12 protein-coding genes and 1 riboswitch are annotated in these 13,494 nt (G+C 44.7%); of the genes, 7 read left to right on the top strand and 5 right to left on the bottom strand.

Going from position 1 to position 13,494, the window contains the following annotated elements; translation table 11 throughout:
* The first annotated feature begins 20 nt into the window (after positions 1-20).
* Positions 21-1,460: a M48 family metalloprotease gene (locus tag LVD17_RS05180; RefSeq protein WP_233765207.1), complete on the top strand. Its 1,440-nt coding sequence runs from the start codon at positions 21-23 to the stop codon at positions 1,458-1,460.
* Between the two features lie 92 nt (positions 1,461-1,552).
* On the opposite strand, the gene LVD17_RS05175 is transcribed toward LVD17_RS05180, so the two are convergent.
* Together LVD17_RS05175 and LVD17_RS05170 are read right to left on the bottom strand one after the other, a co-directional pair.
* A complete protein-coding gene (locus tag LVD17_RS05175) occupies positions 1,553-3,337 on the bottom strand; it encodes a 4Fe-4S binding protein (protein WP_233765206.1) in 1,785 nt (594 codons plus the stop codon).
* Between the two features lie 9 nt (positions 3,338-3,346).
* The gene (locus LVD17_RS05170) at positions 3,347-4,672 is read right to left on the bottom strand and encodes an NAD(P)/FAD-dependent oxidoreductase (RefSeq protein WP_233765204.1); all 1,326 of its coding nucleotides are present in this window, start codon (positions 4,670-4,672) and stop codon (positions 3,347-3,349) included.
* 210 nt (positions 4,673-4,882) lie between these two features.
* Here LVD17_RS05170 and LVD17_RS05165 point away from each other — a divergent pair, with 210 nt between their 5' ends.
* A complete protein-coding gene (locus tag LVD17_RS05165) occupies positions 4,883-5,602 on the top strand; it encodes a DUF547 domain-containing protein (protein ID WP_233765202.1) in 720 nt (239 codons plus the stop codon).
* Between the two features lie 15 nt (positions 5,603-5,617).
* Here the strand turns inward: LVD17_RS05165 and LVD17_RS05160 are convergent, their stop codons facing one another.
* From LVD17_RS05160 to LVD17_RS05150, 3 genes are all read right to left on the bottom strand, one after another.
* The gene (locus LVD17_RS05160) at positions 5,618-6,625 is read right to left on the bottom strand and encodes an ABC transporter ATP-binding protein (RefSeq protein WP_233765200.1); all 1,008 of its coding nucleotides are present in this window, start codon (positions 6,623-6,625) and stop codon (positions 5,618-5,620) included.
* A complete protein-coding gene (locus LVD17_RS05155) occupies positions 6,622-7,662 on the bottom strand; it encodes an iron chelate uptake ABC transporter family permease subunit (protein WP_233765198.1) in 1,041 nt (346 codons plus the stop codon). The genes LVD17_RS05160 and LVD17_RS05155 overlap by 4 nt, the downstream gene beginning before the upstream one ends.
* 95 nt (positions 7,663-7,757) lie before the next feature.
* Positions 7,758-8,894, bottom strand: a complete 1,137-nt coding sequence (locus LVD17_RS05150; protein ID WP_233765196.1) for an ABC transporter substrate-binding protein — start codon at positions 8,892-8,894, stop codon at positions 7,758-7,760.
* Between the two features lie 69 nt (positions 8,895-8,963).
* Positions 8,964-9,202, top strand: a riboswitch (cobalamin riboswitch).
* Positions 9,203-9,302: 100 nt separating this feature from the next.
* Here LVD17_RS05150 and LVD17_RS05145 point away from each other — a divergent pair.
* The 5 genes from LVD17_RS05145 to LVD17_RS05125 all read left to right on the top strand — a co-directional run bounded on the left by LVD17_RS05145 (position 9,303) and on the right by LVD17_RS05125 (position 13,493).
* On the top strand, positions 9,303-11,219 hold the full coding sequence (locus tag LVD17_RS05145) for a TonB-dependent receptor plug domain-containing protein (RefSeq protein ID WP_233765194.1): 1,917 nt from the start codon (positions 9,303-9,305) through the stop codon (positions 11,217-11,219).
* 13 nt (positions 11,220-11,232) lie between these two features.
* A complete protein-coding gene (locus tag LVD17_RS05140) occupies positions 11,233-12,321 on the top strand; it encodes a YncE family protein (protein WP_233765192.1) in 1,089 nt (362 codons plus the stop codon).
* A gap of 130 nt (positions 12,322-12,451) precedes the next feature.
* Positions 12,452-12,838: an acyl-CoA thioesterase gene (locus LVD17_RS05135; protein ID WP_155171126.1), complete on the top strand. Its 387-nt coding sequence runs from the start codon at positions 12,452-12,454 to the stop codon at positions 12,836-12,838.
* Positions 12,838-12,993, top strand: a complete 156-nt coding sequence (locus LVD17_RS05130) for a C1orf53 family protein (RefSeq protein WP_306415981.1) — start codon at positions 12,838-12,840, stop codon at positions 12,991-12,993. The genes LVD17_RS05135 and LVD17_RS05130 overlap by 1 nt, the downstream gene beginning before the upstream one ends.
* A complete protein-coding gene (locus tag LVD17_RS05125; protein ID WP_233765191.1) occupies positions 12,990-13,493 on the top strand; it encodes a bifunctional adenosylcobinamide kinase/adenosylcobinamide-phosphate guanylyltransferase in 504 nt (167 codons plus the stop codon). The genes LVD17_RS05130 and LVD17_RS05125 overlap by 4 nt, the downstream gene beginning before the upstream one ends.
* The last annotated feature ends 1 nt before the right edge of the window (position 13,494 follow it).

Here is a 13,494-nt window from a genome sequence, read left to right as displayed (position 1 = left end):
GGTAAATAGAAATTAGAACTATGATTCTTCGAAATCTAAAATATTGGCTGCTGTTAGTGCCCTTCATACTTCTTGAGTCGTGTGCCACCAATCCGGTAACAGGCAAAAAGGAGTTTATGTTGCTATCCAAGCAACAGGAAGTAGCCATGGGTGAACAGGCCGATCCCGGGATTATTAATCAATTTGGCCTGTATGATGACCAGCAGTTGCAGAACTTTATAGATCGTAAAGGTGAAGCCATGGCAAAGATATCACACCGCCCCAATCTTGATTATGAGTTTAAAATAGTAGATTCACCGGTAGTCAACGCCTTTGCATTACCCGGAGGGTACGTTTATTTCACCCGTGGCATAATGGCCCACTTTAATAATGAAGCAGAATTTGCCGGGGTGCTTGGTCATGAGATTGGCCACATTACAGCACGGCATTCGGCACAGCAATATAGTAAATCCATGGCTGCGCAGCTCGGTCTGGCCGTAGGCTCCGTAGCATCAGAGACCTTCAGGGAGTTTTCTGATTTGGCTCAGACAGGAGTGGGGCTGCTTTTCCTGAAATACGGGCGTGATGACGAACGTCAGTCGGATAAACTGGGCGTGCAGTATTCCACTGAGATTGGGTACGATGCACACGAGATGGCGGACTTTTTCAACACGCTGGACAGGAAGAGGGAAGAAGCCGGGCAGGAGATTCCTGATTTTCTATCAACACACCCCCATCCGCAGGACAGATACCAAACAGTAAAACAGTTGGCTACCCAATGGCAGCAAAAGCTCAATGTTGCAGACCCTGAGGTTAACCGCAACAGCTATTTGAGAATGATTGACGGTCTGGTATATGGTGAAGACCCAAAGCAAGGCTATGTGGAGAATGAAGTATTTTACCACCCGGTTATGAAGTTTCAGTATCCGGTACCTGATGGCTGGAACCTGCAAAATACACCCCAGCAGGTACAAATGGCCTCTGAAAACGGAGATGCCTTAATGATCCTCACACTTTCCGGTGAAAATTCCCTTGATGCAGCCGCTAAAGCTGTACTCAGTAACTATAACCTTGAGCCTGTAAAATCGGATAAAATTAATGTCAATAGCTTTCCGGCTATTGCCATGGTGGCAGATCAGCAACAACAACACCAGACCTTGCGTACATTAACCTATGTAATAGAGGGTGACGGAAGGATTTACACTTTTATATCGGTAACAACCATAAATGATTTTAATACATATCAGCCAGTATTTCAGAGAACAATGGGTGATTTTGAAAGGCTGACAGACCCGGCCAAAATCAACGTAGAGCCCAAAAGAATAGATATTAAAACCGTAGCCAGAAATGGTACATTAGAAAGTGCCCTCAGGTACTACGGTACCGATGAAGATGATCTTTATGAGCTCTCCGTGCTCAATGGAATGTCATTGACTGACAGAGTGGAAAAAGGAATGTTAATTAAAACTATTGATGGATAAACATTGTGTCACGTGAAGTCCCCCGATTTGCTATATTTTGCTCCATTAAGTATAGCATTCACAGGTTTTGGGGGACTTCATGACACTACTTATCAGGCATTCACTTTTACGCTGTCATTGCCGATAAGTATTGCCTCTCCAAACCTGCCTTTTGGATCTTTGTTTTCAAGCTTTAATACACCACGCGGACAAACCGAAGAACAAACACCACAACCCACGCAAGACGATCTTACTATGTTCTGCCCCCTTTGTGCATACCACCGCACATCAATGCCCATCTCACAGTAAGTGGAGCAGTTGCCGCAGCTTATGCACTGCCCTCCATTAGTAGTAATTCTGAACCTGGACTTAAACCGCTGTACCAACCCCAGGTAAGCCGCCAAAGGACATCCGAACCTGCACCATACCCGGCTACCCATAAAAGGATAGAAGCCAACACCAACCACACCCGCAAATGCAGCCCCGATCACAAAACCATAAACTGACCTGAGATTGTAGGTATTGATCCCGGCTATTTCGCTACTACCGGTGAAATAAGTGTAAAGCACCCCAAAGGTCATCACCACTACAAATACCAGTACACTATGGATCATCCAGCGCTCTATTTTCCACGATTTCAGCGATTTATCTGAGAGCTGCCTGTAGGGGTCGCCAAGTGTTTCTGCAAGCCCCCCACAACCACAAACCCAAGAACAATACCACCTTTTGCCATAAAAATAGGTGATTACCGGCACCCCGATGAGTGCCAGCACAATTCCCCAGACCAGCATGCCTAAGCCTAATGATCCGCTATGGGTCAGGTTTTCGATGTTGTAATCAAAAAAGAACGTATAGTTTAGCGGCCAGATATTTTTCAGGTCCATACTTGGCCTGTTGAGACGAATCAGGATCTCAGGGATCAGGAAGGCAAATGCTATTTGAAAGAATATTACCGAATATGTCCTGATCATTTGGTATTTGCTGTGGCGGTATTTGATGATCATGCGAATACCCATCACACCAATGGCGAGTGTGTACAAAAAGCCGTAGAAAAACCACTGGCTGGCCTCATTGCCATTCAGTGCCATACTTATAGGGTCTACCAGCTCCATCCAGGTAGTCATATATTCCGGATACCAGTAGAGGATTACATAAAAGCCAATGAGAAGGAAGCCGATGATGTAGCCGACCCAGCCCCTGCCGCTATTGGGGCTATGATAGACGTGGTCATTTTTGATGCCGGGCAGAAGTTCCAGTTTAGGAAAGATGTACATCAGAGCACCCACTACACCAAGACCGATGGTAAGTAGCAGCCATAATAAACTGTTTTCAGAAACCGGGCCAAAACCAGACTGGCGGGTAAGTGCCAGCTTTAGAGCCTTTATTTTATAGTCGCTGTAGCCCTTGTCGTTGACGATATTTGCATTGATGCTGTTTTTGGTATTTTCAAGGTGTTCCTGCAAACCGGCCTTGTCTGCATATTTCTTTTCATGCATCCAACTGGTGTAGTCCTTAAGCTTTTGTGCTTTGAATTGGCCTTCTTCACTATCGTCAAATATGTCAGATATCTTTTCAGTACTGTACCTGATTTCCTGACCTGAAAACTGTGACAGCACATTCTCAATATCCTGATCAGTGATTTCGAATTTCGATGTTATTTTTTTGTTCGAAGATTGTAAATGCTTGTCAATATCCCCGTTAAAGCTGAAATTGAAATCATAGGTTTTGCCCTTCATCGGAGCCAAATCCATAGCCACCGTTTTAAGTTCAGTACTATCAGTAATGGCTTTTGAGAGTGCTGCATCAGTCAGTTTATACTGGTTAAGGAACAACACGGAAATAAGCAGCACCGATGCCACTATGAATAAAGTCATTCCTGCTTTTTGTAATAATTTCATAGTTTTTAATTAAAAAATACCCAGTACTTTTTTTCTTTTAACAGTTACTTTTGCGTCAGGATACTGAGCCTTGTAAGCCTGTATAATATCATCTTCATGAGGTTTGAAGAATTCAGGGTCGAAGTTGGCCTCTTTGAGGTGCTCCATTACATAATCAATGGAGACCTCCGTTTTTAGCCACTTATCAAAATGTTCATGCCTGAGCCGTATCCCGAAAGTATTGATACCCAGAAATGTTTTGCTTTGTTTGTCAAATACAAAATGCATGGCCATTTCCCCTGATTCATGCTCCCAGTAAAACTCATCCTCATGCTCTTTGAGCTTGTTCCACACCCTGCCGTAAGTCTGGTATTCGATGTCAAAAAACTTTGCAGAGTTAAACCACGGGCCAGGTTGGTAAGCTGTTTTGTTTCCACAAATCGTTTGGGCCACCGTTTCGCCCATCATCCTGCCGGTATACCAGACCTGCTCCACTGGCGCACGTCCTGGGAAGGGATTTTTATGCTCTGCACAATCACCAATCGCATAAATATCGGGAATATTGGTTTCCAGAAATTCATTGACCAAAATACCGCGATTGGTTTCTATAGGCGATTCTTTCACCAGCTTGACGTTAGGGTGTACACCGGCTGTGAGGCCAACAAACTGACAGGCAATTTCCTCACCATCTCCTGTAACGACCGCACTTACCCGGCCATGATTATCGGCCAGTATTTCTTTAAGCTCAGTTTTGAGCCTCAGGTCTATATGGTGCTTTCTGATATGGCGGCTGATCATGGCGGCCTCCTGATTCGGCAATACATTATCCCAAAACTCCGCTTCCCTGACCAGCAAGCTTACAGGAATATTTCTGGAGTTGAGCATTTCAGCCAATTCTATTCCGATAAGTCCGCCACCGACTATTACGCCTCTCTCAATGTTTTGGGTATGTTCTTCTATCCTTTTCAGGTCCTGCAAGCTTACCATGCCACTGACACCCTTCAGGTCTTGCCCCGGCCACCCAAACTTGTTGGGCTGTGATCCGGTGGCCAGTATCAGTACATCGTAAGTAAGCGGTTCGTTCTGGTCAAGTGTAAGCCTGTGAGCCGCTGTGTCTATGCTTTTAACAAAATCCCTGACCAGGTTGATGCGGTTTTTCTTCCAAAACCAGTCCTCATAGGGTTTGGTATGCTCATATTTCATATGCCCCATGTAGATGTACATCAGGGCAGTCCGCGACCAGAAGTGCTCAGACTCTGCGGATATTACGGAGATATCAAAATCGCTGTTTTTGCGAATATGCCGGGCGGCTGTAATGCCCGCTATGCCATTCCCGATAATCACCACATGCTTCATAGTAAGTTAGTTTAAACAGGATGTTGACTTCTACGAATATAATGTCCGTGGTGTTCAATAAAATAGATGAGATGTCAACAGCCCGACATGAACCTTTAAATTACAATTTACCGAATTGAGGTCACATACTAAATTGACAATATGTCTGTTCACTGACAAACTACCTTAGGAACCTTTCCGTAAACAGGCCTGGATACAAATACAATAATTATGAAAAAGTTTGTCGTTGCATTTTTATTTGGCATATCGCTGACACCTGCCGTTGGTTTTAATCTTGATAGTTTTTTTAAGCAATCAGATGCTTTTTTAAAGAAGTATGTGCAAAATGGAAAAGTAGCCTATAAAACTATCAATAGCCAGTTTTCCGAAATAGAGTCGCTATATAAAACAATCGGTGAGGCAGATCTTTCCGCAGCCTCCGATACCGAGGCGAAGGCCTTCTATATCAATGCCTATAACCTGATTGTGATCTATCAGGTGTCAAAATACTACCCCCTCAAGTCACCCCTCGATCAAAGTGGCTTTTTTGACAAGGTGAAACATACCGTGGCAGGAACACCTATGACCTTGAATTTTCTTGAGATTAAAAAACTAATATTGGCTTATAAAGACCCCAGAATCCATTTTGCCCTGGCTTGTGCCGCCGTAAGCTGCCCGCCACTGGCAGATTTTGCCTACATGCCCGGCCAGCTCGATCAGCAGTTGGATACCCGTACAAAGCTTGCACTCAATGACCCGGTTTGGCTGAGAGTAAGGCCAGATCAGAAGAAAGTACAATTATCAAAAATATTTGAATGGTACCATAAAGATTTTGTGATGGGAGGGGAAAGCTCAGTACTCGAATTCATCAATAAGTACCGCACCAAGAACATACCAACCTCTTATGCCATTGCCTATTACGAATACGACTGGAGCCTTAATGAGCGGTAGATTGGCAATGCCTCCTCAAAACTTCTGCTGATTGAGATAATTGATAAGCTCTTCAAGGGTATTGGTAGCTACAATGCCCTTGTTTTCCACTTCCCAGCTCAGGTTTTTTGAGGCCATAATCCTAATCTGAAAATCACCCTCACTGCTAATCTCGTAACCGTTTCTTTCCAGAGCATTTTTTGTCCAGAGATATTGATAGCCTGCCCCTTGCAGCGAAACCTTCTTGCCCAGGCTTTTCTTTTTCAATTGACCGGTTTTAAGGTCAAAACCTTTGAGCTCAAACACCCTGTCAATGGCTCCGTTAAGCACCATATCTTCAGGGAACCCTGAAATGACCGGCGCCTGATGACCTGCCAGCCACAGGCGGTCAGCCGATTGCAGGGCCAGGTCGAGTTCGTGCGTGGCTATCAGTATGGATTTCCCTGTTTTACGCGTCAGGTCTTTCAGTAAGTTGATGATAGCCACCCGGTTGTTCAGGTCAAGGTGGGCTGTAGGTTCATCCAGTATCATGATCGGGGTGTCCTGGCATAGTGCCCGCGCAATCATCATTTTCTGCAATTGACCGTCGCTAAGCTCATGCACTTTCTTATCCACGTATGCCGATACCTGTGCGAGGGTAATGGACTCTTCAATTTTTCGAAGATCATTATTACTAAAATCAACCCGCCAGCCCAGATAAGGATACCTGCCCAACCCTACAAGCTCCCAACCGGTCATATTTCCGGCATTGATACCATCCGTGAGCACCACGCTCATTTTAGTAGATAGCTCCGCAATTGAAATAGTAGAGAGGTCAACATCTTCAATTCTGACCTCACCGGCTAAAGGTTTTTGTACTCCTGCGATGGTTCGTAGCAAAGTCGATTTTCCCACTCCATTAGGTCCCATAAAGCAAACCAGCTCTCCATGTTTGAGGTGGAGGTTGATATTTTTCAACACCACCAGCTCCCTCTTTTTGGTGTGATAACCTACGGCAAGATCTTTAATTGCCAGGGCGATATCGTTGTTGTCTACTTCTGTCATCCCGAAAAAGAGTGTTTAATGCTGCCCCTGCGCAATATTACCCAGATGACCACCGGAGCGCCAAAAAGTGAAGTTATGGCATTGATGGGTAACACATGCTCACTGCCGGGAAGCTGCGAAATAATGTCGCAGATCAACATGACGATAATGCCACCCATGGCTACGGCAGGGATTAATATCTTATGATTGGAGGTATTGAACAGCAGCCGGGTAAGGTGAGGGATGGCGATTCCGATAAAAGCAATGGGACCGCAGAAAGCTGTAATACTTCCCGCAAGCAGACTGGTGCTGATAATGATCCAAAAGCGGGAAGTTTTGATGTTGATCCCCATACTTTGAGCATAGTTTTCACTTAAGAGCAGAGCGTTGAGTGGTTTTACCATTATAAAAGCAATGGCTATACCCAAACCGGCAATAATCCAGAGTACAGTGATTTCGTCCCAATTGAGTCCGCCCAGACTTCCAAACGTCCAGAAAAGGTATACTTGAATTTCCTCCCCACTACTGAAAAACTGCAAAATACTAACTATTGCCCCGGTCAGGCTGCCAAACATAAGGCCAATGATGAGCAGCGTCATGCTGTCACGAATTTTCAGCGAAACAACTACTACCAACAGTAGCACCAGTGCAGAGCCCAAACTTGCGGCGGATACCACCAGCCAGCTTGTAAGCCCGGAGGCAACAAGGCTCCCGGTGATGGAGATACCCGCCAGTAGCAGTAGCGCCACACCCAGACTTGCACCCGAGCTAATGCCTAGTACAAAAGGTCCTGCAAGAGGATTTCTGAAAAGCGTTTGCATCAGCAGGCCGCTGATGGATAATGCCGCGCCCACAGCTATGGCAGTAATTGCTTTGGGTAGCCGGAAATTAAGGATGATGTTTGTCCAGCTATTTTTGCTCGCAACACTGCCCGTCAGCACATTCAATATTTCATCAAAAGGAATGGAAACACTGCCCAGGCTGATATTCACGACGAATAATACCAAAATCGAAAATGGCAGCAGCAATGTTAATTTTATGGTGTACGATCTATTCAATCAGCGGTGTTTTTTGATTCATCCTTCATTTTTAATACCCGTAAATCTAGCAACTTTTGCTTATACCCTTTAAGTCTGTTGGGTTACACCGTTTCTTAGTTCAGCTTTTCGTAAAAGTAAAGCTCATTATCTGGCAGTAATTCAGGGTGGAAGATCCTTATCAGGTCGGCCAGGATCAGGTCAGGCCTGAGGTAGCCAAGCTCGAGGTATTCATTGCCGCCTGTGGCTCCTATGCGTGCATTGTAGCTGTACACATTTCCATTTTTAAAAGCATCAAACCGGGAGTACCTTTGGTCGGCCTGTTTGATCTCTTCCAGTGAATTATAAGAGGCAACTCCCACCCAGTAGTCAGCATCATGTGCCTTTTCATAAACCGACTCAAAGCTTAATTCCAGAAATCCGGTGGTTGAGTCCTGCCACAAATAATTGGCTCCGGCATCGGCAAACAACTTAGCCGCATTGTTTTCCCCGCCCGGGAGGTACCAGGTATCACCGTAGACCACACCACTATATAAGGTAGGCATGGAGTCTGCCTTTGCGGCTTTTGCTCTCATTGTATTGTAGTTACTTTCAATAGCGTTGAACACAGAGTCTGCCATGTCTGTTTTGTTAAAAAACAAAGCCATGAATTTAATCCACTCCGCACGTCCCAGAGGATGCCGCTCAAGGTATTCCGCATTGATAAGTACCGGTATTCCGGCCTGGTTCATCTTGCGGAACTGTCCATAGTCGCCGGTAATTGTATAGGCCATTACAGCCTCGGGATCCAGCTCCAGCAGGCGCTCAATGTTCATTTCCTTATCTATGCCCAGCTCAGTTACATAACCGGAATCAATTCTGCTGCGCATGTTAGCAGAGCTGATGTAGTCTGTAGTAGTAAAGCCTGTCAGGCTCTGCGTTTCATTAATATAGTCAAGCAAGGGAATATGCGTGGTAGAGGTACAGACAATGCTTTTTATGGGCACTTCCACTATCTGAACATCGCGGTCGTGTGCCGGAATTTCCTCTCCTCTGGGCACGAGCAAATATTTAAAACCTTCTTCCGCACCCTGATAGGGCCTGGGTACCTCCACAAAAGGATAACCTTCTTTTAAAGAAACCCTGAAACCAGTGGCATACTGAATATTAACAGGAGTTTCTGTTAATATTTCTTTGCTTTTCCGCTCCTTATCAGAGTGGTTGCAGGCTATGGCTAAAATGGAAAAAACAATAATCAGAACCTTTAACTTCATCGGTCGGTGCTTTTAGTTGAATACAGAACAATATTAACCATTTTGTTTAGAGCTATTCAATTCTTTCCTAACTTTGAGCCGATTATTGGTTCATGATCAGTCCTTACGGCATATCATGATGAAAAGGGAATCCGGTGCCTCAGTGTGTTACTGATCATTCCGGAGCTGTCCCCGCAACTGTAATCCCGACCTGTACACCAGTACAGATAATACGCTTTGATCATCTTTGCCACTGTCCTGACCTGTCGGGATGGGAAGGTCCTCAAAGTCGGGTAAGCCAGGAGACCTGCCAATAGTTTTATATCTGGGCCTTCGGGAGTTGAGGCTTTAAGAAGTGAACGCTATGTTATCCATCATTTCGCCCATTTCTTAATGGCTTCTATTTAAGGCTCATTAACACGTTGTCGAATGAGTTATCTGCGAATTCTATTATTACCTTTGGTTACAGGCATCTTCGTTCAGCATGTGGCTGCCCAGGAAGATACCACGGCGTTGGTTCTGGATGAGATCAGCATTGAGGGAACGCGTCTGGAGAAGTTTACCATTGGTGAAAAGGTGGAGAAAATTTCACCTGTACAGAGAGAAGCTACGGAGTACAGTAACCTGTCTGAGTTATTGACCAATTTGTCAGGAGCCAATATCAGGTCTTATGGTGTGAGTGGACTTTCAACTCCTTCTGTAAGAGGCACTGGAAGTAATCATACTGCTGTTTTTTGGGAAGGTATAAACCTGCAAAGTCCGACCAACGGTAGCCTTGACCTCACTTTAATGCCAGTAAGCTTTGTGGATGACGTATCTCTCCAGTATGGTGGTGCAGGGTCCCTTTTCGGCTCGGGTACCCTGGGTGGGGCCATTCATCTTGGTACGGAGGCTGCAATGCAGGAAGGCTTTGGTGGTAAGATATTTCAGCAAATAGGCAGTTTTGGCAGTACCTATACGGGCGCGAATGTCAACTGGAAACATCAAAAAGTGCGGGCATCTATACGTGGCTTTGTGAACCATGCCGACAATGATTTTACCTATTTCAACCGTTACACAACCCGGGAAGAGGAGCAAAACAATGCCTCCATCGATCAGCATGGTATATTGTCAGAATTATACTACCAACTCAATGGAAACAGTGATATAAGCCTGAAATATTGGTATCAGGACAACCTGGTACATATTCCGGACCCGGCTTCTGCCTCAGGTGATGCAAGGGAAACCCAGGCTGATGAATTTCACAGAGCGGTTTTAAAGTGGAAGAGCCAAAACAGTAAAAGGATGTTCCGCGGACAATCGGCTTTATTGGTCCACCACCTGGACTACGACGACAAATTAACCGAAGTGTCCACCACACAATCCCTGTCATGGGTCAGTGAGATTGAAGCTACTTATAAACTGGATAAATCTACATGGCTCGATGCAGGTATAAACAACACTTACGATCAGGCGGAGGTGGACAGTTATGCAGGTGAAATACCTTCCAGAAACCAGACAGGCCTGTATGTTTCAGCCAAAAGGCTATTTGCGGAAAGGCTGGAGGCCAACCTGGGCTTGAGGGAGACATTGAGTGATGGTGACCTTTCACCAGTGATGCCCTCCCTGGGATTGAACTACTCGCTAAATAACGACTTCTCTTTGAAATCAAAGGTGGCCCGCAGCTATCGAATCCCTACTTTCAATGACCTGTACTGGAAAGGGGCCGGAGCAGTTGGTAACCCTGATCTGGAACCCGAGCTGGGGTGGAGTACGGAACTGGGTATATTATCTGAAAAGCGGTTTGGTAACTCACAACTTTCCGTTGAATTAACAGGCTATAGTAATACCATTTCACAATGGATTCAGTGGGTGGAAGTAGAATCAGTATGGAGCCCGGTCAATGTGCAGAAAATCTGGGCACGAGGGGCAGAGCTTATTTTAAAATATGGATACAGACTGTCAGACGACTGGAAGCTACAGTTTTGGGGCAATTATAGTTATACAAAATCCACCAAGCAGGAGATCAGTGAGGGCGGTAATCTACAAGAATTGGATAAACAGGTAATCTATACGCCTTTGCATCAAGGGAAGGCTTCGCTGAATTTAGTCCATGCACATTTCACATTAGGAATAAACCAGCTCTATATAGGCGAGCAATATGTTACCGGAGATAATAGAAGATCAATAGACCCTTACACACTGACCGGAGTTTCAGCTTCTTATAAGTTCTTGTTATCTCAAAAACATACATTAAGAATCTCAGGTCAGGTAAAAAATGCCTTTAACGAAGACTATGAGATCCGTAATGCACGGCCTATGCCACGAAGGAACTATCATTTAAGTATCATATATCAATTTAATTAGAGAATAAACCAAAATGAAAAACCAGTTTTTAAAACGCGTATTATTTGGCCTTTTAGTGGCCACCTCCAGCTTGTTCGCGTCATGTTCTGATGATGACAGTGTGGGGCCATTGCCTGGTCAGGAAGGCTTTTTTGTGATCAATGAAGGCGGATTTGGCAATGGCGACGCCAGCCTTTCATATTTTGACAAGGCTACCAATACTATGATCAATGATGTATTTCTTGAAAATGCGGAAAGGCCCTTGGGGGATCAGGCGCAATCAATGAGCATCTATAATGGTAATGGTTATATTGTAGTTCAAAACTCAGGTAAGATTGAGGTTATTAATGCTGAGAATTTCGGTTCATTGGGAACAATTAACAAGGATGCAGGGATAGTTTCCCCACGGTATTTTCTTGGTATAGACCAAAATAAGGGCTATGTAACGGATTGGGGTGCAGACGGCGTAACAGGAACGGTTAAAGTTATCGACCTGAATGCTCTTGAAGTTACCAAAACCATTGACGTTGGCCAGGGAGCTAATGAAATGGTCAGGTTAGGAAATAAAATATATGTAGCCAACAACGGAGGCTGGGGATACGACAATAAAGTTGTGATCGTTGATATTAATACCGACCAGGTTGTTGGTAGCATTACTGTTGGGGATAATCCTTCAGCATTGAAAGTAGACCGAAACAATAATATTTGGGTAACAGGTAGTGGCAAGACAGTTTACAATCCTGACTGGTCAGTGGATGAGGCCAACAGCACCCCTGCTTTCCTTGCTAAAATTGTAAATGATGAAGTAGCCCTGAAGTTAGATGCAGCCAGCGTATATACGGGGCTTGGCAGACTGGTGATGAACAATGCAGCAGACCAGCTCTATTTCAACTATTCAGGTGCAGTATATACCATGAGCATCGACGCCACTGAGTTACCCGCTTCACCATTTATCGATAAGTCCTTTTATGGCCTTTCTGTCGACCCTTCAACCGACAATGTGATTGGAACTGAGGCTCCTAACTTTAGCTCGGCCGGTACAGTCTACCGATATGATAATACAGGTAAGCTGATCGACCAATACACTGCAGGTATTGCACCTAACGGATGCGCATTTAAATAATTAAGATAAACCAGAGACATTTTGTAGAGGCTTTAATACCCTGCTTTTATCAATCCTATTTGGATTAAGTTTGTGGGCATGAAGTAATTAAGGCTTCTATAGAATGGGTTTACAACTAACCAATGATTATATGACCGATATTGCCACAAGAATAGAAAAATCGAAAACCTCAATTTTCAAAGCTGTTTTTCCCAACACCACCAACCATTACGATACCCTATTTGGAGGTACGGCATTGCAACTGATGGACGAAGTGGCTTTTATTACGGCCACCCGGTTTTCCCGGAAGCGTGTAGTTACTGTTTCTTCAGAACGAGTGGATTTTAAACATCCTATACCGGCAGGCACATTGGTCGAGCTGATCGGTACGGTATCCCATGTGGGTAAAACAAGCCTGAAAGTGCAGGTTGATATTTTCATTGAGCAGATGTACAGTGAAGACAGGGAGAATGCTATTCAGGGTGAATTCACCTTTGTGGCTATTGATGATGATAAAAAACCGGTGAGCGTACTGTAATGCAAAGCGGGAAGGGGAGCAAGGAGGAAGAGCCGATGTATTACATTGAAAATGGCTTGTATGTATTCACTGAGGCCTATCACCTCAAACGGGGTTATTGCTGCCAGAGTGGGTGCAGGCATTGTCCCTATGGTTTTAAAAAGAAGAAAAAATGATCATTTTCATATCAGGCGGGGAAAGGAGTGGGAAGAGCAGGTATGCTCAGGAGCTGGCACTTTCCAAAACAGATACACCCTATTACCTGGCAACCTCCAAGATCTGGGACGATGATTTTGAAGAAAGGGTGAAGCGGCACAAGCAGGAGCGGGATGAGCGTTGGACGAATATCGAAGAGCAGTTTGAGCTTGCAAAGGTATTGCCTGAACATGGAGTAGTGGTAGTAGACTGTATTACGCTATGGCTCACCAATTACTTTTCAAAATACAAAGGCGATAAAGAAGCCATAATGAAAGAGGCGAGAGCAGAGGTGGCTAAGCTTTTTGATTATCAAGGCGTACTGATCATCATTACAAATGAGCTGGGCATGGGCCTGCATGCCAGTACCAAGGCCGGGCGCGATTTTGTGGAGTGCCAGGGCTGGATCAATCAATTTATTGCAGCAAATGCAACGGAAGCGTACTTTATGGTTTCAGGAATCCCTTTAAAAGTTAAATGAT

The sequence above is a fragment of the Fulvivirga ulvae genome, from assembly GCF_021389975.1.
Lineage (GTDB): Bacteria > Bacteroidota > Bacteroidia > Cytophagales > Cyclobacteriaceae > Fulvivirga > Fulvivirga ulvae.
Note: the sequence above shows the minus strand (reverse complement) of the source record. Positions and strands in the feature narration are given on the sequence as shown.